22 protein-coding genes and 1 riboswitch are annotated in these 20,102 nt (G+C 63.6%); of the genes, 13 read left to right on the plus strand and 9 right to left on the minus strand.

Annotated features, from left to right (window positions below):
• Positions 1-51 precede the first annotated feature (51 nt).
• Both M8523_RS23765 and M8523_RS23770 read left to right on the plus strand, forming a co-directional pair.
• Positions 52-1,314 (plus strand): SDR family oxidoreductase, encoded by a 1,263-nt coding sequence (locus M8523_RS23765; protein ID WP_282587392.1) that lies wholly within the window; start codon positions 52-54, stop codon positions 1,312-1,314.
• Positions 1,307-1,777 (plus strand): DUF2269 family protein, encoded by a 471-nt coding sequence (locus M8523_RS23770; protein ID WP_282587393.1) that lies wholly within the window; start codon positions 1,307-1,309, stop codon positions 1,775-1,777. Before M8523_RS23765 ends, M8523_RS23770 begins: the two co-directional genes overlap by 8 nt.
• A gap of 26 nt (positions 1,778-1,803) precedes the next feature.
• Here the strand turns inward: M8523_RS23770 and M8523_RS23775 are convergent, their stop codons facing one another.
• From M8523_RS23775 to M8523_RS23785, 3 genes are all read right to left on the minus strand, one after another.
• Entirely contained in the window at positions 1,804-3,075 is a 1,272-nt protein-coding gene (locus M8523_RS23775) for a D-amino acid dehydrogenase (protein WP_282587394.1), read from the minus strand.
• Positions 3,076-3,129: 54 nt separating this feature from the next.
• A riboswitch (glycine riboswitch) is annotated at positions 3,130-3,231 on the minus strand.
• Positions 3,232-3,400: 169 nt separating this feature from the next.
• Positions 3,401-4,021, minus strand: coding sequence for a Maf family protein (locus tag M8523_RS23780; protein WP_282587395.1), 621 nt, complete (start codon positions 4,019-4,021; stop codon positions 3,401-3,403).
• A gap of 8 nt (positions 4,022-4,029) precedes the next feature.
• Positions 4,030-4,863 carry a pyruvate, water dikinase regulatory protein gene (locus M8523_RS23785; RefSeq protein WP_282587396.1) on the minus strand — a complete coding sequence of 278 codons (834 nt, stop codon included), beginning with the start codon at positions 4,861-4,863 and terminating at the stop codon, positions 4,030-4,032.
• Positions 4,864-5,305: 442 nt separating this feature from the next.
• Here M8523_RS23785 and hemE point away from each other — a divergent pair, with 442 nt between their 5' ends.
• The 3 genes from hemE (at position 5,306) to M8523_RS23800 (ending at position 7,876) form a co-directional block, all read left to right on the plus strand.
• Positions 5,306-6,337 carry a uroporphyrinogen decarboxylase gene (hemE, locus tag M8523_RS23790; protein ID WP_282587397.1) on the plus strand — a complete coding sequence of 344 codons (1,032 nt, stop codon included), beginning with the start codon at positions 5,306-5,308 and terminating at the stop codon, positions 6,335-6,337.
• A 45-nt stretch (positions 6,338-6,382) separates the two neighbouring features.
• Positions 6,383-6,814: a protoporphyrinogen oxidase HemJ gene (hemJ, locus tag M8523_RS23795; protein ID WP_428351161.1), complete on the plus strand. Its 432-nt coding sequence runs from the start codon at positions 6,383-6,385 to the stop codon at positions 6,812-6,814.
• Positions 6,815-6,931: 117 nt separating this feature from the next.
• Entirely contained in the window at positions 6,932-7,876 is a 945-nt protein-coding gene (locus tag M8523_RS23800) for a lysylphosphatidylglycerol synthase transmembrane domain-containing protein (protein ID WP_282587453.1), read from the plus strand.
• 10 nt (positions 7,877-7,886) lie between these two features.
• Here M8523_RS23800 and M8523_RS23805 read toward each other — a convergent pair whose 3' ends face one another.
• Complete coding sequence (locus tag M8523_RS23805; protein ID WP_282587398.1) at positions 7,887-8,147, minus strand: DUF3297 family protein; 261 nt, start codon at positions 8,145-8,147, stop codon at positions 7,887-7,889.
• Positions 8,148-8,251: 104 nt separating this feature from the next.
• A complete protein-coding gene (gene sciP, locus M8523_RS23810; RefSeq protein ID WP_282587399.1) occupies positions 8,252-8,527 on the minus strand; it encodes a CtrA inhibitor SciP in 276 nt (91 codons plus the stop codon).
• Between the two features lie 336 nt (positions 8,528-8,863).
• Between sciP and mnmA the strand changes: the two genes are divergently transcribed.
• From mnmA to M8523_RS23825, 3 genes are read left to right on the plus strand one after another with little or no spacing between them, the layout of a single operon-like run.
• Positions 8,864-10,066 carry a tRNA 2-thiouridine(34) synthase MnmA gene (mnmA, locus tag M8523_RS23815; RefSeq protein ID WP_282587400.1) on the plus strand — a complete coding sequence of 401 codons (1,203 nt, stop codon included), beginning with the start codon at positions 8,864-8,866 and terminating at the stop codon, positions 10,064-10,066.
• On the plus strand, positions 10,063-10,740 hold the full coding sequence (locus M8523_RS23820) for a class I SAM-dependent methyltransferase (RefSeq protein WP_282587401.1): 678 nt from the start codon (positions 10,063-10,065) through the stop codon (positions 10,738-10,740). The genes mnmA and M8523_RS23820 overlap by 4 nt, the downstream gene beginning before the upstream one ends.
• 6 nt (positions 10,741-10,746) lie before the next feature.
• Positions 10,747-12,153, plus strand: coding sequence for an FAD-binding oxidoreductase (locus tag M8523_RS23825; protein WP_282587402.1), 1,407 nt, complete (start codon positions 10,747-10,749; stop codon positions 12,151-12,153).
• Between the two features lie 13 nt (positions 12,154-12,166).
• On the opposite strand, the gene M8523_RS23830 is transcribed toward M8523_RS23825, so the two are convergent.
• A complete protein-coding gene (locus tag M8523_RS23830) occupies positions 12,167-12,535 on the minus strand; it encodes a VOC family protein (RefSeq protein ID WP_282587403.1) in 369 nt (122 codons plus the stop codon).
• 44 nt (positions 12,536-12,579) lie between these two features.
• Positions 12,580-13,296 (minus strand): helix-turn-helix transcriptional regulator, encoded by a 717-nt coding sequence (locus M8523_RS23835; protein WP_282587404.1) that lies wholly within the window; start codon positions 13,294-13,296, stop codon positions 12,580-12,582.
• Between the two features lie 138 nt (positions 13,297-13,434).
• Between M8523_RS23835 and ykgO the strand changes: the two genes are divergently transcribed.
• The 5 genes from ykgO (at position 13,435) to M8523_RS23860 (ending at position 16,785) form a co-directional block, all read left to right on the plus strand.
• Positions 13,435-13,560 (plus strand): type B 50S ribosomal protein L36, encoded by a 126-nt coding sequence (ykgO, locus tag M8523_RS23840; protein WP_012590802.1) that lies wholly within the window; start codon positions 13,435-13,437, stop codon positions 13,558-13,560.
• Positions 13,561-13,855: 295 nt separating this feature from the next.
• A complete protein-coding gene (locus tag M8523_RS23845) occupies positions 13,856-14,410 on the plus strand; it encodes a tetratricopeptide repeat protein (protein ID WP_282587405.1) in 555 nt (184 codons plus the stop codon).
• A gap of 76 nt (positions 14,411-14,486) precedes the next feature.
• On the plus strand, positions 14,487-15,260 hold the full coding sequence (locus M8523_RS23850) for an SDR family NAD(P)-dependent oxidoreductase (RefSeq protein WP_282587406.1): 774 nt from the start codon (positions 14,487-14,489) through the stop codon (positions 15,258-15,260).
• Between the two features lie 167 nt (positions 15,261-15,427).
• Positions 15,428-16,423, plus strand: a complete 996-nt coding sequence (gene iolG, locus M8523_RS23855; protein ID WP_282587407.1) for an inositol 2-dehydrogenase — start codon at positions 15,428-15,430, stop codon at positions 16,421-16,423.
• 110 nt (positions 16,424-16,533) lie between these two features.
• Positions 16,534-16,785 carry a hypothetical protein gene (locus M8523_RS23860; protein ID WP_282587408.1) on the plus strand — a complete coding sequence of 84 codons (252 nt, stop codon included), beginning with the start codon at positions 16,534-16,536 and terminating at the stop codon, positions 16,783-16,785.
• Between the two features lie 9 nt (positions 16,786-16,794).
• Here M8523_RS23860 and pyrC read toward each other — a convergent pair whose 3' ends face one another.
• Both pyrC and M8523_RS23870 read right to left on the minus strand, forming a co-directional pair.
• The gene (gene pyrC / locus M8523_RS23865; protein WP_282587409.1) at positions 16,795-17,886 is read right to left on the minus strand and encodes a dihydroorotase; all 1,092 of its coding nucleotides are present in this window, start codon (positions 17,884-17,886) and stop codon (positions 16,795-16,797) included.
• A 247-nt stretch (positions 17,887-18,133) separates the two neighbouring features.
• Complete coding sequence (locus tag M8523_RS23870; RefSeq protein WP_282587410.1) at positions 18,134-19,921, minus strand: methyl-accepting chemotaxis protein; 1,788 nt, start codon at positions 19,919-19,921, stop codon at positions 18,134-18,136.
• Positions 19,922-20,102 lie beyond the last annotated feature (181 nt).

The following is a 20,102-nucleotide window of genomic DNA, read 5'->3' on the forward strand; positions in this document are numbered from 1 at the left end:
CAAGACGAGACGCAAAACCCTGACCGAGCCGAGCACAGGCGAGGGCGCGTGATGCGGATCGGCATTGTCGGCGCTACGGGATTCATCGGCCGGCATACGGTCGCCGAACTCGTCGGTCGTGGCCATCACGTCCGTGCCTTCGGACGGGACCTGATGCAACTGGACCTCCTTCCCGTCCATGGAGATGTGGCGGTCATCCGCCACGACACCAACTGGATCGCGCTGTTGGACGGTCTCGATGGGCTTGTCATCGCGACAGGGTCGCTCAATGGACCGGGAATGATCGAGGCGCACCGCGATCTGCCGCGGCGCATCGCCAAGGCGGCACGGTTGCGTGGTCTCCCGCGCCTCGTCCTTGTGTCGGCCGTCGGCGCATCAAGTCACGCGCCGACACGGTTTCTGCGTAGCAAGGCAGAAGGAGAAGCCGCCATCCTGGCGAAGAAGCCTCCCGGCTGGACGATCCTGCGTCCATCGCTCGTCTATGGCCCTGGCGGGCGCAGCATGCAGTTTCTAGCGGCGGTCGCGGCCCTACCGATCAGGCTTCGTCTGGATAGCGGACCGCTCCGGCCCATCCTGGTCGACGATGTGGCAGGGGCTATCGCGGATCTCCTTGAGAGCAGCCAGCCGCTGCCGGACGCGATCGACGCCGTCGGACCCCGATCCCTTGACATCAACGCCTACGTGGATGCCCTCGGCTCTTGGCTGGGCCTGCGCGCCCGCTGTGCGGTTCGTATACCGACCGGCCTGATCGTCGCCGCCGCGACCGTCGGAACGACCCTCCATCTGTCGCTGCTTGACCGTGACGCGATCACGATGCTGGTCGCAGGGGCCCATGGCGATCCGGACGCGCTTGGCCGCCTCACTGCCGTTCGCCCCCGCACCGTGATGGACGGGCTCAAGCGGTATCCGGCATCGCGCGCCGACCATATGGCGGCGCGGCTTGGGCCTTGGCCGCACTGCTTGCGACAGTCCCTCGCGCTGCTCTGGGTGGGCACTGGACTGGTGTCGGTCGTCAACCTCCAGGATGGAACATCGCTTCTGCGCGAGGCTGGTATCGACGGACGCATCGCCCTCGGCGTCACGCTTGGTGGGGCCATGTGGGATGTGCTCCTCGGCGCAGCCGCCCTCCTCAAACCTTTCCGCGGAATGGCCACGATCGCTCAAGCCGCGACGATATTGCTCTATACGGCCATCGCCACGGCATTGCTCCCCGGGCTCTGGGGCGATCCCCTTGGGCGACTCCTGAAGAATATCCCCCTCTTCGTCGCCACCCTTCTCCTGGCCCAGATCTCACGGAGATCCGATCATGGATGAATATCTCTGGATCAAATATGCCCACATCCTCGGTGCGACGGTCATCTTCGGCACCGGGATCGGAACTGCTTTTCAGATGTGGGCAGCTCACCGCAGCCGGGACGTTCGGGGGCTGGCTCTCGTGACCCGGAATGTCGTGAAGGCCGATTGGATATTCACGACGCCTGCGGTCCTGCTCCAGCCCCTCACCGGCACGGTCTTGGCTGTCTCGGCCGGCTATGGCCTGCATGATCGCTGGCTGCTGGGCGCGATCCTCCTTTACGGGCTTACCGGCCTGTGCTGGCTGCCCGTCGTCTGGATCCAGATCAAACTGCGCGACCTGGCCGCCCAGGCCGCCGCGACATCCCAGCCTCTGCCGGCGGCCTACGACCGGCTGTTCCGCTGGTGGTTTGTCCTCGGAGTGCCGGCATTTGGGTCGGTGCTCGTGATCTTCCACCTCATGATCCAGAAGCCGACCTTCTGACCGGCTTCCACGTGTGCCGTGTCCGCTCAAGCCGCCTTCCGCAATTCAGCGACCGGCATCTTGGCCGCAACGGCCTCCGCCACGAGATCGGCCGTCGCGGCCGACAAGGTCCAGCCCAGGTGCCCATGGCCGGTATTGTAGAACACACCCGGCCGGCTGCCGGCGCCGACGCGCGGGAGCATGCTGGGAAGCATCGGCCGCAGACCTGCCCAGGGGACAATCTTGCTCGTGTCGACGCCCGGAAACAGGTGCCGCACCCAGGCCGTGAGCGGTTGGATGCGATCGAACCGGATATCGCGGTTCTCGCCGTTGAACTCCGCCGTTCCGGCGACCCGGAACCGGCTCACTCCGAACCGGCTCGACACGATCTTGGTCTGGTCGTCGAGCAGGCTGACCCAGGGTGCCGCCGCCTGACTCTCAGCGTCGTCGAGGTGAACCGTGATCGAATAGCCCTTCACGGGATAGATATTGACGCGATCGCCAAGCCCTTGCGCGAAATGGCGGCTCGACAGGCCCGCACAGATCACCACGCCGTCGAAATGAGCCCGCTCCTGCTTCGGCGAGGCATTTTCGTCACCGGTTTCAGCTTGGGGCATCCAGGACACGTCGATCCCGGACGCCGCGGTTGCGACATCGGTCACAAGTGCTTCCTGCACGAAGGTGACGCCGCGCCGCTGGCACGCGAGCGCCAGACCCCGCGTGAACTTGTGGATATCGCCGGTGGCATCGGACGGCGTGAAGAATCCACCATAATAGTCGCCATGCAGCGCCGGCTCGATGGTCCGCATCTCGTCAGGCGTCACGGCGCGGCGGTCGAGCCCGCCTTCCGTCAGAAGCGCGTTGACGGCCTCGGCATGATCGAACCCCGCCTTGTCGCGGTAGATATGCAGGATGCCGCGCTGTTCGAGGTCGAAGGCGATGCGCTCTCGTTGCGCCCAAGCCCCCAGCACCTTGCGGGCCGCGATAGCCAGCCGCGTCGTCTCGACCGTATTGGCGCGATAGTTCGGGATCTGACCCAGGAATTCGGCCAGCCATGAATATTTGTGCCAGCTCGGACGCGGGTTGAGCAGAAGCGGCGCGTCGCTTTTCAGCATCCACTTGAGCCCCTTGAGGATCGTGCCCCAGGAGTTCCAGACTTCCGCGTTGCTGGCCGACAATTGGCCGCCGTTGGCGAAGGACGTCTCCATCCCGGCGTAGCGCTGACGATCGAAGATCGTCACGGCAAAGCCTCGTTCCGTCAGCGCATAGGCAGTGGTTATGCCGGTGATCCCGGCGCCGATAACGGCAATGTGTGACATTAAAACGGTCTCCAGACAGTTGGCCCGACCGGACGAGCAATGCTCCTCCAGCTTCGAGCCCCCTCTGTCATGGAACCTGAGAGATTCACGCCGATCACAAGATCAACGTTTCCCCTTCGGTGGGCGCTTGAGACGCCACTCTCCAGAGTGTTCGGTGACACGGTCCTTTTGCCTGAGAGTTTGGCGGGGCTTTGCTCCGTCGGCGGCCCGGACCTTACGGCCCGAACGCTCTCCCATGTCACTTGTCGAACGGTTTAAACATAACTCCTGCGAGGTGGATCGGCAATCCGTCGCAGCGCGCAAAGATGCACCAACCTGGGCTCTCTCAGCCGAGAAGGTAACCAAGTTGCCTCAGGGCAGGCAGAAGGTCGAGCAGCGGCAGGCCCAGGACCGTCGCATGGTCGCCCTCGATCCGGGTGAACAGCTGGATGCCGAGCCCTTCGAGCCGATAGGCCCCCACGCTCGCGCAAACCGCCGACCCCTCGGCGGCCAAGTAGGCGTCGAGAAAGGGTTCGCTCAGCGACCGCATGGTGAGACGCGCTTCCGCGACGGTGTCGAACAGCACGGCGTCGTCGCGGACGAGGCAAACGGCCGAAGACAGCGTGTGGGTCTTGCCTGACAGACGCACAAGATGCGCGCGAGCGGCCTCGCTCGATGTGGGTTTCGCGAACAGATCCTCGCCAAGCGCCAACACCTGATCGGCGCCCAGCACCAGTTGGCCGGGGTGGCTCTTCGCCACAGTCATGGCTTTCGCCCGGGCGAGATGCGCCGCGACGACCGACGGGGCTTCCCGGGCCGCGCGGAGCGGCGCCTCGATCGCGCGTTCGTCGAGATCGGCCGGCCGCACGGTGACGGGGAGCCCCGCTCCTTCGAGAAGGACGCGCCGCGTGGCGCTGCCGGAGGCGAGAACAAGTGGTGCGTCGGCGAGCCAAAAGCGGGACGACATCGGACCGCTCACGCCTGAGTGATAAATTGCATGCGGTGCATCTTATAGAGGTCGATGATGGCAGCCGCCGTTTCCTCGATCGATCGGCGCGTCACGTCGATATAGGGCCACTGGTTCAGCGCGAACAGGCGGCGGGAATGGGCCACCTCCTCGGCCACGGCAGCCTTGTCGACATAGGGCGTATCGTGGTCGGCGTTGAGGGTAAGCAGCCGGTTCTGCCGGATCTGCACGATGCGCTCAGGGGAGGCGATCAACCCGACGATCAATGGCTGCTTCAGCTCGAACACCCGCGGCGGCAGCGGCACCTGCGGCACGAGCGGGATGTTGGCGGTCTTGATGCCCCGGTTGGCGAGGTAGATGCTGGTCGGCGTCTTCGAGGTGCGGCTTACGCCGAGCAGCAGAACGTCGGCCTTCTCGTAGCTTTCACCTTCCTGACCGTCATCATGCAGCATGGTGAAGTTCAGCGCGTCGATCCGTTTGAAATAATCGGCGTTCAGCACGTGCTGCGCGCCGGGACGCGGCGTCGAGGGCGTCCCGAGATAGGCCTGGAACAGGCCGAGGATCGGCTGCAGAACTGAGAGACAGGGCGATCCGATCTCCCGGCAGGCCTGTTCGAGACGCTCGGTCAACTCGGGTTCGACCAATGTGAAGAGCACGATGCCAGGTGCGGCTTCGATCTCGGATATCGCACGCTCCAGCTGCGCCCGGGAGCGCACCAGCGGGTAGACATGCTCGATCGACGAGACCTCCTGGTATTGCGCCGCCACGGCGCGGCTGACCGCGATCAACGTTTCCCCGGTCGAGTCCGAGACAAGATGGAGATGAAAATATTGCCGGCCCACGATTCGTCTCCGGTTTCCGACGCTTACGCCCTGACGCCGATGCTTATCCCACGACTTGGGATCTCGGCTGTGGACAAACGACGCCAGAGCCGAGGGCGTGACGGTTTGTTGCCCAGCCCACGGGTTTATCCCCAGCCGCCGTCAACATGGCTGGCCTCGTCGCCTGAGACCAGCACCAATCCTGTGGGAATCGCGGGAATCGGGGATGATCGACTCAGGGGCGATCCACCGTGCGCCGTATTCCCGCCTGAATCATTGACGGGAATCGTCTTTCTCGCACCCCGTCGTTAAGATTTTAGTTATACCTCTGAACGATTGGTTAAGACGGGATAGTGTGTGATGAACGAAGCGGACCCGATTCCCACCGCCTAAGAGAAGAAACAGAAATGAGTCTTAAAGAATCTTTCTTATTTATTTACGAACGGCACGCCGTTCTCTCCTGATGGTGGACAAGCCCTTCCTCCGCACCATCGACGGCCATCGGATCGACGGACCCCCGCCCGTGTGGCTCATGCGCCAGGCCGGGCGCTATCTTGCGGAATATCGTGAGATTAGGGCGACAGCCCCGAGTTTCCTCGATTTCTGCTACACGCCGCGGCTTGCGATCGAAGCGACCCTGCAGCCGATCCGGCGCTTCGCATTCGATGCCGCGATCTTGTTCAGCGATATCCTGGTCGTGCCCGATGCGCTCGGGCAGACCGTGTCGTTCGAAACCGGTCATGGCCCGAGGCTCGACCCGGTCGCGACCCCGGAAGCCTTCGGGCTGTTGCGCGACAGTCTCGATCTCGACCGCTTGGCCCCGGTGTTCGAGGCCATTGCCGGCATCAAGGCCAAGTTGCCAGCCGAGACAGCGCTGATCGGTTTCTGTGGCGCACCCTGGACGGTGGCGAGCTACATGGTGGCGGGACGCGGAACACCCGATCAGGCGCCGGCGCGTCTTCTCGCTTACCGCGATCCGGACCTGTTCAGCCGTCTGATCGACCGGCTCGTCGAGGCGTCGATCCTTTACCTCGACACCCAATTCGCTGCGGGGGTCGATGCGGTGCAGATCTTCGATTCCTGGGCCGGCGTTCTGCCGCAGCCTGCCTATCTGCGCTGGTGCCAGGCACCGCTAGAGGCGATCGTCCGCGGCTTGCGAAAAACCCGGCCCGAAGCGCGCATCATCGGCTTTCCCCGCGCCTCGGGAGGTCAGATCCTGACGGCCGCATCGAGCGGCGTCTCGGCGATCGGGCTCGATACAGCGGTCGATCCGGCGTGGGCGCACCGCATGCTGCCGGCGGGTCTTCCCGTCCAAGGCAACCTCGATCCGCTGGTGCTGATGGCGGGCGGGGCCGCTCTCGATCAGGCTGTCGACGATATCTGCGACGCCCTCTCCGGACGACCCCATGTGTTCAATCTCGGACACGGCATTCTACCCGAAACGCCGGTGGCGCATGTCGAGCAGATGCTCGGCAGGTTGCGCGGACGGGCGTGAACCGCTACTCGCTTAGCGGTCTGTCGATGCAGCTGGAGCAGCAGCTTGGATTATTACCCGTGGTTGCTGTCCCTGCATGTGCTCGCGATCATCGCCTGGATGGCCGCGATGCTGTATCTGCCCCGCCTGTTCGTCTACCATGCGCAGGTGGGCGCCGGGACGCCGCAAAGCGAAACCTTCAAGGTCATGGAGCGCCGGCTTCTGAAGGCCATCATGAATCCGGCCATGATCGCGGTCTGGATCACCGGCCTATGGTTGGCGATCTCGTCGGGCTACATCAAGACGGCCGGTTGGCTGCACGTCAAACTGCTGCTCGTGATCCTGATGAGCGGCGTTCATGGGTTCTTGTCGGCTTCCACGCGACGGTTCGCCAATGACGCCAACACGCGGTCACCGGGGTTCTACCGGGTTCTCAACGAGGCGCCGACCGTGCTTTTGATCGGCATTGTGATCCTCGCGGTCGTCAAGCCATTTTAATGCCAAGCCGCTAAGGCATGGTGGCGTCTTCCGTTTCGACCTGGACTTGAGGTTTGATTGTCCGGTTTTCCGCCCACCAAAGCACCTCAAGTGGTCCTCACGCCCGCGACCGGCCAGATTCGGATTCTCGATTATCTCTGGCCGGTGATTGGAATCGCGGCGGTTCTTCTGTCCGGCTGGCTTCTCTTTCGCGAAATCCACAACCTGTCCTGGGCAGAGGTCAAGGCTGCGATCGCCGCCATCCCGGCCGTGCGCTGGGGCCTCGCCTTCGCGTGTACGGTGCTGGCCTATGGCGCACTCGCTTGGTACGACCGCATCGCCCTGTTGCATCTCGGCTTCAAGCTGTCCTGGGGCTTCATCTCGGCCGTTTCGTTCACGACTTACGCCTTGTCGCACAACATCGGCATGTCGATGTTCTCGGGTGCGATGGTGCGATATCGCGCCTATTCGACCAAGGGTCTGACCCTGACCGACATCGGCATTCTGGTCGCCTTTTGCTCCTTCACGTTCACGCTTGGCAACGTGCTGCTTGGGGGCATCGTTTGCCTCTTCGAGCCGGGCATTCTGGAGAGGCTCTTCGCAATCCCGCCCATGGTGGTGCGCGAATTGGGGGGCCTGCTGCTCGGCCTCGTGGTGCTTTATGTGATCGGCTCGGCCTTGCACCTGAAGCCGTTCGTCTTCCGAGGCATCAGGCTCATCTATCCGCGGCCGGGAATCGCGGCCCGGCAGCTGATCGCAGGCCCGTTGGAGCTCCTCGGCGCGGCGGGTATCATCTACGTCGCGCTGCCGCCGGAGTTCAATCCCGGTTTTCTGGTCGTGCTCGGCGTGTTCCTGGCCTCGTTCACGGCCGCGATGCTCAGCCATGCACCGGGCGGGCTCGGCGTTCTCGAATTCGTCTTCGTCTCAGGCCTGCCTGATGTCCCACCGGCCGACGTGTTGGCGGCCCTTCTGGTCTTCCGGCTGCTCTACCTCCTCCTGCCGCTGATCCTGGGCATTGTTGCGGTCGTGGCCTTTGAGCGTGGGCGGCTCGCGCGTGTCTTGGACAAGCGCGGCCCCGGGTGAGTCCTGTGATTTATGTCTGTGAAACGTCGGGTTCGTCAGATCGGAAATAGGGCTCCACCGGGCCCGTGACCTTGATGGTCAGAGGATTGCCAGCCCGATCCTTGCCATTGCCAGCCGCGAGGCGGACCCAGGATTCGCTGATGCAATATTCCTCGACGTTGGTTTTCTCGACACCCTTGAAGCGAATGCCGACCCCGCGTTCGAGAACGGCGGCATCGTAGTAGGGACTGTTCGGATTGACCGAAAGTCGGTCAGGCGGAGTCTCGCTCATGCAGGGGACCTCGAGATCGAAAAATGAACCGAACGCTACATAGGCGGACGAACATTCCGTGCCAAGATCACTGCCGCCCGACGATCACGAGCCATAGCCTCCGGTTACTGACGATAATGCTGGATGCGAGTGGTGCGGAGACCCGCAAGGCCATGCTGGTCGATCGACATCTGCCAGCTCAGGAATTCATCCACCGTGAGCGTATAGCGGTTGCATGCCTCTTCGAGAGAGAGAAGTCCGCCCCGCACGGCCGCCACGACTTCAGCTTTACGGCGGATCACCCATCGCTTCGTCGAAGGAGGTGGAAGGTCCGCGATCGTTAGGGGAGAGCCATCAGGGCCGATGACGTACTTGACGCGCGGCCGATGCATTTCAACCATGGTCCAACTCGCATACTCACACGGACTGCTCAGATGAACCCAAGCTAAATGCCGCAACTTAATATCCGACTAAGTCAAAGCTATGCTTTTTCAGCGCTTTTGGGACGCTTTTGATTGAAAGGAACCCTTTAGGGTTATGAACGATTCTTTTCCCTGAAGTCTCCAATTCATCGCTTGTTAGGATTTTGGCCGCAAAGCGGTTCATTTTGAAACAACATCATTGTCATTTCTCGATGGCTATTTACCTGGTATTATAGGCTCTGGCTTTTTCGCGGCTGCGCGGGTAAGCGTTCTCATCGACACAACCTCATACCTCCGACATTTTTGTCCCGCGCCATGCCGTCATCGTTTCCCCTCAACTCGCTCGGGCTCGCCAAGCCGCCGGAGGACACCCGCGTGGTGGTCGCCATGTCGGGTGGGGTCGACAGTTCCGTGGTGGCCGCACTCTTGAAGCGCGACGGCTATGAAGTGATCGGCATCACGCTTCAGCTGTACGATCATGGGGCCGCGACGCATCGCAAGGGGGCTTGCTGCGCCGGGCGTGACATTCATGACGCCCGCGACGCCGCCGCCCGGCTCGGCACTCCGCACTATGTCCTCGACTATGAGGCGCGCTTTCGCGACAAGGTCATTCTTCCCTTCGTGGACAGTTATCTGAGCGGCGAGACCCCGATCCCCTGCGTGTCGTGCAACCAGCACGTCAAGTTCGCCGATCTCTTCGATGCCGCCTGCGATCTCGGAGCCGATGTTCTGGCGACCGGGCATTACGTCACGGCCGACCGTGCGCCCGATGGGCGCTGGAGCCTATTCCGGGCCCTCGATGCCAATCGGGACCAGAGTTACTTTCTTTATGCCACCACCGCGGCCCAATTGGAGCGCCTGCGCTTCCCCTTGGGACAGATGCAGAAGGCCGACGTGCGGGCTCTTGCGCGAGACTTCGGTCTCGCGGTCGCCGACAAGGCTGACAGCCAGGACATTTGCTTCGTGCCGAGCGGCCGCTACACGGACCTGATCCGGAAGCTGCGACCTGAGGCGCTTGAGGCGGGCGATATCGTGCATCTCGACGGCCGCGTGCTCGGGCGCCACGAGGGCATCGCCGATTATACGATCGGTCAACGCAAGGGACTGGGCCTCGCTGACAATCCGCTCAGCGGCAACGAACCGCTCTATGTCGTGGCGATCGAGCCCGAGCGAGCGCGGGTCGTCGTGGGGCCGCGCTCGGCGCTGGCGACACAGTCTGTCGCACTGCGCGGTGTGAATTGGATCGGACCGGCGACGCTCGAAAACCTTCCGCCAGACGGGTTGGACATCGCGGTCCGGCTGCGATCGACACGCCCGCCTGTCTCGGCGCGGTTGAAACTCATCGATGGTGAGCCTGTTGTCGAATTGCTGCAGGCCGAAGAAGGTGTCTCGCCCGGTCAAGCCTGTGTGTTCTATGCCTCTGACGCGCCGCAGGCTCAGGTCTATGGCGGCGGCATCATCACGCGGACCGCACAAGTCCGTCATCAGACGGTAGCGCTCCAGGCTGTGGCCGGATGACCGACGACGCGCGTCTGGCCAAGGCGACGATCAGCGACGCATCCCAGGTGGTCTCCGCCTATGCGCGCTGGGCGCCTGTCTACGATCTCGTCTTCGAATTCGTCATGCGGGCCGGACGGCAGGCAGCCGTCGCGGCTCTGGGGGCCAGGCCGGGACGGGTCCTGGATGTCGGCATCGGCACCGGGTTGGAACTGCCGCTGTTTTCGCCGCAGCAACGGGTGACGGGCATCGACCTCGCCGAACCGATGTTGCGCCGGGCGCAGACCAAGGCGGCGCGCGGGCCCGGCAACGTCGACGGTCTCTGCGTCATGGATGCAGCCCGGCTGGCCTTTCCGGACGCTAGCTTCGACGCCGTGATCGCACCCTATGTGTTGACCGTGGTGCCAGACCCCGACGCGATGCTCGACGAGATCGATCGCGTGGTGAAGCCGGGCGGCGACGTCGTGCTGGTCAATCATTTCGGGGCTTCGCAGGGGCCGATCGCGGCGATCGAGGCCTGGCTCGGCAAGCGCGCGGCTTCGCTCGGCTGGCATCCGCAATTTCCCTTTGCGGTGCTCGGCGACTGGCTCGCCAAGACGCCGGACATGGTTTTGACGGGGCGCCGGACCGTCGGCGTGTTGAATCTCTTTACCGTCGTCACCCTGCGCAAACGGGGTGCCGACCCGCAAGGGTAGTGACCGATGACGAAGCGTGTTGAAAACGGCCGTCCCGACAGCGCCGCACTGGCGGATGTGATCTCCGGGCTGGCGGCGCTTCTCGGCACCCGCCTGCAGACCTCGGAAGCGCTCCGGTTCCAGCACGCCAATATGGCCACGAGCGTCAATCGCGAGCCCCCTGATGCCGTCGCGTTCCCGCAGACGACCGAAGAGGTTGTGGCAATCGTCCGGCTGTGTGCCTCCCATCGGGTGCCCGTGATCCCCTATGGTACCGGGACCTCGTTCGAAGGCCATGTGAACGCGCCTTTCGGCGGCGTCAGCGTGGATTGTTCGCTGATGAACCGGGTGCTCGCGGTCCATGCCGAGGATCTCGACTGCGTGGTGGAGCCCGGCATCACCCGCAAGGCGCTCAACGCGCATCTGCGTGACACCGGCCTGTTCTTTCCGGTCGATCCGGGCGCCGATGCCTCCATCGGCGGCATGGCCTCGACGCGGGCTTCGGGCACCAATGCGGTGCGGTATGGCACTATGAAGGACAATGTGCTGGCCCTGACCGTCGTGACACCGGAAGGCGCGCTCGTCGAGACGGCGCATCGCGCCCGGAAGTCGTCGGCCGGCTACGACCTGACACGCCTGTTCGTGGGTGCCGAAGGCACGCTCGGGATCATTACGTCGGTGACGCTGCGGCTGCAGGGCATTCCTGAGGCGATCTCGGGTGGGGTCTGTCCGTTCCCGAGCGTCGAGGCGGCCTGTCTCGCGACGATCGCCACGATCCAGTCCGGCATTCCCGTGGCCCGGATCGAACTCCTCGATGCGCTGCAGGTGCGCGCCTGCAACCTCCATTCCGGCATCGGTCTGCCCGAGAGCCCCTGCCTGTTCGTCGAGTTCCATGGATCGGATGCCGGTGTCGTCGAGCAATCCGAGCGCTTCGCCGAGCTTGCGGCCGACCTCGGCGGAGGCCCTTTCACCTGGGCGACCGCCGCCGAGGAACGCACCAAACTCTGGCAGACGCGGCATGACGTCTACTGGGCGGGGTTCAAGCTCCGGCCCGGGGCCAAGACGATCCCCACCGACGTCTGTGTGCCGATCTCCCGCCTGGCCGAATGCGTGGTGGCGACCCAGGCCGACATCGCCGAAAGCCGGCTCGTGGGGCCGATCGTCGGCCATGTCGGGGACGGCAACTTCCACGTCGGTCTGCTGGTCGACGAGGACGACCCCGCCGAAATGGTGCGCGTGCACGCCTTCATGGAGCGGCTCGTGCGCCGGGCCTTGTCCATGGAGGGCACCTGCACGGGAGAACACGGCGTCGGCCAGGGCAAGGCCAAGTACCTCCGCGAGGAGTTCCCGGCCGCGACCCTCGATCTGATGGGCCGGATCAAGCAGGCCATCGACCCTCTGAACATCATGAACCCGGGCAAGATCCTGCTTTAGGGCAGCCCGATTTTCAGGTGACGGGCGCAAAGACCCTTAGTCGGTGTCCGTCGGGATCGAGACCGACGAAAGTGGTGCCGAAATCCATCACGGTCGGCGCTTGAGCAATGACGACGCCCTTGGCGGTCCAAGCGGCGTGGGTTGCCTCGACGGATGCCGCATTCGCGACCGTGAAGCCGATTTCGCTCCCTCCGGGTTGGGCCGTCACGATCGGAGAGGCGGTGTGCCGCGACCATATCCCGAGCATCAGACCCTCCGCGAGCCGAAACATCGCGAAGGTGGGAGATTGCTCGATCGGCTGTTCTTCCAACAGAGCCGCGTACCATCGCGTGCTGGCTTCGGGCGATTCGACGAAAAGCAGGATAAAACGGGCGACCGGCATGGTGTCCTCCTTGGTGAACCCTGCGATCCTGTCACGCCGTCGTGTCAGGATCTGTCAGCAGTGATCGCCCCGGGCACTCCGGTGAGCCCCTCCCGATCGCGCCAGAGTTTCAGAAGCATTCGACGTGGTTTCGGGTAGCGAAGCTCCGTCTCGCTCATCGTCCGGATGCGATCGGCGCGGAAATGGCGAAAGTCGTCGCGGAGTTCGCACCAGGCGATCAGCACCCTGACCTGGTCGAAGAACCCGAGCCCGATCGGCCATACCAGGCGCTCGGTCACCGTGCCGGCCTTATCGCAATAGCCAAGACGCAGCTTCGTTTGTGCCCGCATGGCGCGTCGGACTTCGGCAAGGTCGACCATCCCGGGCAGCGCGGCTCGTCCTGGCCCGGCGAGGAGGCCGACATGATCGAGGTCGTGACGCCGATGGTCCGGCAGCGCCGTTCTGATCCGGGCGAGTGCGCTCTCGGCCGCGGCCGACAATTCGGCATCGCCTTGTCGGACGACCCATTGCGCACCGAGACTCAAGACTTCGATCTCGGATTCGGTGAACATCAGCGGTGGAAGCAGGAAGCCGGGGCGCAGCACGAAGCCCAAGCCCGCCGCCCCTTCGATTGCGGCGCCTTGTCCGACGAGGCTTTCGATATCGCGATAGACCGTGCGCAGCGACACATCGAGCTCAGCGGCCAGCTGGGCGCCGCTGACCGGGCCGCGATGACGGCGCAGGAGCTGCAATAAGGCCAGGAGACGCTCGGCCCGAGACATATCCGCACCCTTTCTGACCCGCTTTGGCCGCCTCATCCCGGACAACAGCGGATTTACATTGATTTTCCTTCCCGCTTGCGGCAAGGGAAGGCCGCTCGCGGAGGATGCAGTCCCCGCTTTTTTGTGCTGGGGACTCCCATGAAGGTTCGTAATTCTCTGAAATCTCTGCGCGGTCGCCATCGCGACAACCAGCTGGTTCGCCGCAAGGGCCGCGTCTACATCATCAACAAGACGCAGAAGCGCTACAAGGCCCGTCAGGGCTGATTCGTTTCACGACGAAGGGTTTGGTTGTTACCACTCTGCGGCCTTAAGTTGCAGCGTCGCAGAGTGGCTTTACGAAGGCCCAGGAACGCCCTACCTTGACGTCATGCGTCGAGCGGCTTTTTTAGCGATTCTGGCGATAGGCTCAGGGGTTGCGGCACAGGCCGAGCCCTTCTTGTCGCGTGAAGGGCAAGAGAGTTTTTTCGACCAGTTTGCCATCCAGTCCCCCCCGCTCCATGGTCAGCCGCAGCTTGACGATGGAACGTCGCCAAGATCCAAGCCGGCCGGCAATCCTGGCGTGACCGCGCCTCTTGTAGCGCCGCCCCCGAAAGCCGACGATCAGGCTGGAAAGAGTGTCGCGCCTGTCAGCCAGGCGGATCGTCTGGACGACCTGTTCCAACGCCTGGCTCATGCCGAGGACAGCGAACAAGCGAGCGGGATCGCGCTCCTCATCCAGCATCTCTGGTTGCAGTCGGGCTCGGATACGGCCGACCTCCTGATGGCCCGAGCCGTCGTGGCGCTGGGCAAAAACGACTCGGACCTTGCGACAAAGCTTCTCGACAAGATCGTGGTGATCGATCCCGGTTGGGCGGAGGTCTGGAACAAGCGGGCCACACTCCGCTTCCTGAACGGCGACGATGTCGGCGCGATGGACGACGTCGCTCACGTGTTGGTGTTGGAACCCCGGCATTTCGGCGCGTTGAGCGGCATGAGCTTCATTCTTCAACGCAATGGCATGAAGAAGGAGGCCTTGGCGCTGATGCGCAAAGCCGCCAGCATCTATCCTCACAATACCGAGCTTGAGAAGGTCAAGTCTCAGCTTGAGCTGGAAGTCGAGGGGCGCGACATCTAGAGTTCTGCGATGGTGCCGCGTCGATGCGGAGCGTGGCTGTCATGCGCCGCCTGATGGCATCTCCAGGGAGGATGACGTGACAACCTTGAAGATCCCCGATTTGGCCGGCAAAGTGTTTCTCGTCACCGGGGCGTCGACGGGCATCGGGGCCGGCGTGGCGATAGCGCTTGCGGCTCAAGGTGCGCGCGTGGGAATTCATTTCAACGCCAGTGAGTCGGCGGCCACCGAGGTCGCGGCCGCCATCGCTGATGCGGGCGGCGAAAGCTTTCTGGTCGGTGGCAACATGGCCGACCATGATCAGGCCGTGTCGGTGGTCGATCGCACGGCCGCGCATTTCGGCCGGCTCGACGGGCTGATCAACAATGCCGGAAGTATGCTGGGTCGCGTCCCAACGCTCGACTCCAATGCGGATCACGACCGGGCGGTCGTCGACCTCAACTCCCACTCGGTGATTTGGGCCTCCCGGGCCGCGCATCCCTGGTTGAAGAAGCAGGGTGGGGTCATCATCAATGTCACGTCGATCGCGGCGCGCAATGGCGGCGGCGGTGGCGCCGTGCTCTACGCGGCCGCGAAGGGTTTCGTGAGCACATTCACGCGGGGCTTCGCCAAGGAAGTTGTCGGCGATCGGATTCGGGTGAATGCGGTGTCGCCGGGCGTCATTCTCACCCCGTTCCATGAGCGGTTCAGCACCGAAGCGCAAATGCAGGGCATGGTCTCCGCTGTTCCCATGGGGCGGGCCGGCACGGTCGAGGATTGCGTCGGGACGTTCCTGTTTCTCGCTTCCGACGCTCTCAGCGGCTATGTCACCGGCCAGATCATCGAGGTGAACGGCGGGCAGCTCATGCCCTAACTGCATGGAGTGAGGCCGGGGCGCGTCCCGCCACCAGCCGTTTTCGGCTGTCTTCGGGGTTGACGGCGGCCCCTCCTGTATGGCCGTGCTCGAAAATGAACTTTGCGGCGTTGTGATGGGGGGCCGGGAACAGGCGCCTCGAGCCGAGAAGGATGGGAGGCACAGCGATGCTGAAATTCGGGTTGATCGGGGCCGGACGTATCGGCCGTATTCATGGCGCCAACGTTCACGCCAGACCGGGGGCCGAACTCGTCGCCGTGGCGGACTTCGATCTGAAGGCCGCCCAGGCTTTCGCGGCGGAGACCGGTGCGGAGGCAATGAGCTCCGAAGCGATCCTGAATTCCTCGGACATCGACGCCATCCTGATCTGCTCCCCCACGGACACCCATGCCCATCTGATCGAGACGGCCGCGCGGGCCGGCAAGGCGGTGTTCTGCGAGAAACCGGTCGACCTCTCCTCGGACCGCGTCAAGACAACCCTCCAGGTGGTGGAGGCTGCGGGCGTGCCGTTGATGATCGGCTTCAACCGCCGCTTCGACCCGAGTTTTGCTGACCTCCACAAGCGTCTGCGCGCCGGTGCCGTCGGCGAAGTGGAGATCGTCACCATCCTGTCGCGCGATCCCGCCCCGCCGCCCGTTGCCTACATCGAGCGCTCGGGGGGTCTGTTCCGCGACATGATGATTCACGATTTCGACATGGCGCGCTTCCTACTCGGCGAGGAGCCGGTCGACGTGCAGGCGTTCGGCTCGAGCCTCGTTGACCCTGCCATCGGCAAGGCCGGCGACGTCGATACAGCTGTGGTGCAGATGCGCACCGCCTCTGGCAAACTCTGCCAGATTTCCAATTCGCGCCGCGCCACCTACGGCTACGATCAGCGCATCGAGGTGCACGGGTCTAAGGGCATGCTGCGGGCCGGCAATATGCACAAGACCACGGTCGAGCTCGCGACGGGGGCCGGACTGACGATCGACCCCGTGCAGGACTTTTTTCTGCAGCGTTATGCCGAAGCCTACAGGCTGGAACTCGGCGCCTTCGTGGATGCGCTGAGCGGCGGCGCCAAGCCCTCGCCCTCGGGCATCGATGGTCTGCGGGCGCAACGACTCGCCGATGCAGCGACGGAATCGGCCAAGAGCGGCAAGCCGGTGCAGATTTCACTCGACTGAGCCACGCGGCGGCAACTGGTTCCGACCCAAAGGGACGCCGCATTCCCGTTTTCCTGCAACTGCACGACGTCAGAACCGTTGGGTAGTGCGGGACGGTGGAGGAATGGCGGATGAAATCCCTGATTGCGCTTTTGTCTCTCGCAATGCTGTGCGATGTGGGCGCGTCCAGTCCGGCCGCCGCACAGTTCTTCTACGATCCGCACGGGCCTCCGCTGGTGTATTACACTGAGCGGCAAGCGTGGCCGCAGCCCGTCATCCGGCTGCCGGATGGCCGACGCGTCGCAGTCCCGGCATGGTCGGCGCAAGGTGAGCAACACCGCGATGAGCCTCCGGTGCCCGCGTCACAATATAGCCTCAACTGAGCGCCGTCGTCAGCGGGTTGTGATCTCGCCGATCGACCAGGGCAGGTCTTCGCCGCCCCGAAACACCACGATCTCCTCGTCGTCGACCGCCACCGAGGCGAAACACCGGGAGGGGCGCTTGATCAGCGTAAGCTGGCCCTCGTTGGGCGCGACCCCGTAGAAGCGTGCGCCGTTGAGCGACGCGAAAGCCTCGAACCGGTCGAGCGCGCCTTCCTCGTCGAACACTTGCACATAGCTCTGCAGCGCGGTGGCGCCGACAAAGATGCCAGCGCAGCCGCAGGCCGCTTCCTTGGCGCTCGCCACATGGGGGGCCGTGTCGGTGCCGATGAAGAAACATCCGTCCCCCGAAGTCACGGCCTTGCGCAGCGCCAGCCGATGTCGCTCGCGCTTGGCGACCGGTAGGCAATAGAGATGCGGCCGCAGACCGCCCTGAAACAGGGAGGTTCGGTTGATCATCAGGTGATGCGGCGTCACCGTGCCGCCGACACGCGGGGCATGCGCCCGGACGATGTCGATCGTCTCCGCCGTGGTCACGTGTTCGACGACCACCTTGAGGCCCTGGTGGCGCGCGAGCAGAGGCAGCAGCGTCTCCTCCATGAAGACCGCCTCACGGTCGAAAATGTCGACCGCCGGATCGGTTGCCTCCCCGTGGATCAGCACCGGCATGCCGATCGCCTCCATCCGGGCCAGGACGGGCGCCAAGCCGGGGATGTCGGTCACCCCATGATGCGCGTTGGTGGTGGCCCCGGCGGGATAGAGCTTTGCCGCCGCCCAGACCTCGTCCCGAAAGCCGCGCTCGATTTCGTCGGGCGTGGTCCTGTCGGTGAGATAGCAGGTCATCAGCGGCCGGAAATCGGAATCGCCCGGCCGTACGGCAAGAATCCGTTCGCGGTAGGCGGCCGCAGCCGCCACGCTGGTGATCGGCGGTACCAGGTTCGGCATGATGATGCCCCGGGCGAATTGTGCCGCCGTATAGGGGAGCACCGCTTTCAGCATGGCGCCGTCGCGCAGGTGGACATGCCAGTCGTCCGGACGCCGGATCGTGACGGACAGCGGCCGCCCGGCGGTGGGAGCCGAGGGGAAGAGGTCTGCGACACTCATCGGCCGGAACCCCCGACATGAGCTCGCAAGCTCCTCAGGCCACGCGAATGATCTTTCAAGCGCATGATACGTACCGTGCCTGGGGTCCGCCGCCCAGGCTGTAAGCGGTCTTCAAAGATCTGCATGGCCAGCCGTCAGATTGTGTCTTCCAGACTGGCTGAAACCGATCGGAGGTCGGGTCAAGCCTAAAAGTGGAGGCTGCAGTCAGCCTCTCCGAGATTTGCTACATTGTCGCTCGACCCAGGCTCTAGAATTCCGTCCAGCCCTCTTCCGGTGCAACGTCGGATTTCAGCGCCGCTCCACCTCGGCCAAGGGTTTTCAACGCTGGAGAGGTTGCACTCGTGGGGACCGCTTGCCGTTCCCTTGCGTCGAAGCGCACGCTGCCATCGACCTTGAAGCCGCCGATCAACTTCGCCAGTTCCCCGGTTTCCTCCGCAAGGCCACGGCTTGCGGCCGTGGTTTCTTCAACCATCGCGGCATTCTGCTGCGTGACCTGGTCCATCTGGGCGATGGCCACGTTCACTTGCTGCAGAGCAGTCGACTGTTCCTGCGAGCGGGCCGCGATCTCTCCCACGACCGCGTTCAAGCCACCGATCTGACCGGCGATGCGGCCAAGGAATTGTCCCGTCTCCCCCACAAGTTCAACCCCGCGACCAACGTGCGTTTCGGATGTCGTCACGAGCGCCTTGATCTCTTTCGCGGCTTCGGCCGAGCGCTGCGCCAACCCTCGCACTTCGGATGCGACGACCGCAAAGCCCCGTCCCGCATCGCCGGCCCGTGCCGCTTCAACGCCGGCGTTCAAGGCAAGCAGATTGGTCTGAAAGGCGATCTCGTCCACCACACCGATGATCTGGCCGATCTGCCGGGATGAGGTTTCGATACCCGCCATGGCTTCAACCGCATGCCGGACCACGACGCCGGATGCTTCCACATCGGCCGTCGCGTTGCCCACGACCTCTCGAACATGAAGCACGCTGCCCGCTGTCTTGCCGATCATGGTCGTGATCTGCTCAAGCGCGGCAGCCGTCTGCTCGAGGCTCGCGGCCTGTTGTTCGGTGCGGCGTGACAGATCCTGCGTCGCGGTCGAAATTTCCCCGGATCCCGAGCGGATCGCGTCCGTATTGGTCGACACCACCCTCATGGTTTGCTGCAATTTTGCGAGGGCGTCGTTGAAGTCATGGCGAAGTTTCTCGTATCCGGTCCTGAACGGAGTTTCGAGACGGAACACGAGATCGCCCTGGGACAGACGTTCCAGGCCGCTGGCCACCGCTGTCATCACGACGGCCTGATCCTGCGCCGATCGCGTCTGCAATGCCTCGTTGGCGTCGCGCTCGCGGTCGGCCGACTGACGTGCCTCGGCGGCAGCGGCCTCAAAGCGACCTTTTTCAAGCGCCGCCTGCTTGAAGCTTTCGAGGGCACCTGCGATCTGCCCGATCTCGTCCCCACGTCCAACCAGCGGAACCACGACCGAGTTGTCACCGGCCGCGAGCCTGCTCATCAGGGCTGTCATGGCGGAGACTGGCGCCGCGATGGTTCGACGGAGCCAGAACCAGGCCACCAGCGTCATGGTCAGCGAAACGAGGGCGCCCCCTGCCAAAATGATACGAAGCAGCGCATTGGCCTGAGCTTCGTCGGCCTCGGCTTCCTCCGACCATCGTTTGATCTCGGTGCGGGCCGCATCGGCCGCCCTGCGGAACTCCGTAAAAAGAACCGAAGCGCGTTCCGACACGGCAATTGCCGCCGCTTCACTCATCTTGGAAGGATCGCCCCCGAGCGACACGACTTTATTTCCGATCTCCTCCTGCCAGCCGTTGACGGAAGCCGCCACCGCAGCAACGGTCGCGAGGACGCTTGGTTTGCCCCTAGCGTCTGTCCCGGCATGCGCGACGGCAGCCTCGATGAACTTGCCCGCATCCTGGTATTTCGTGACATAGCGTGGAAGCTTGTAAAGGATCAGGCCTCGGATCGAGGCATTCTGATCGTAAAGCCCTCCCAACACTTGATCGATATCATCGACCACGATCTTAGACGTCACATCCAGATGCGCTGCTTCTGTAAAATTCGATTGGCATAGGTAAATTGAAATACACATTGAAAGGACGGTCGCTAAGACGCCGCTGAACCCCAGCATCATCTTTTTGGACACGCCAAGATCCCGCAATACCATGCCATTGCCTTCGATTTGACTCATGGCATCAGGACATCGACAGTTTAAA

The sequence above is a fragment of the Lichenifustis flavocetrariae genome (assembly GCF_026130545.1).
GTDB lineage: Bacteria > Pseudomonadota > Alphaproteobacteria > Rhizobiales > Beijerinckiaceae > Lichenihabitans > Lichenihabitans flavocetrariae.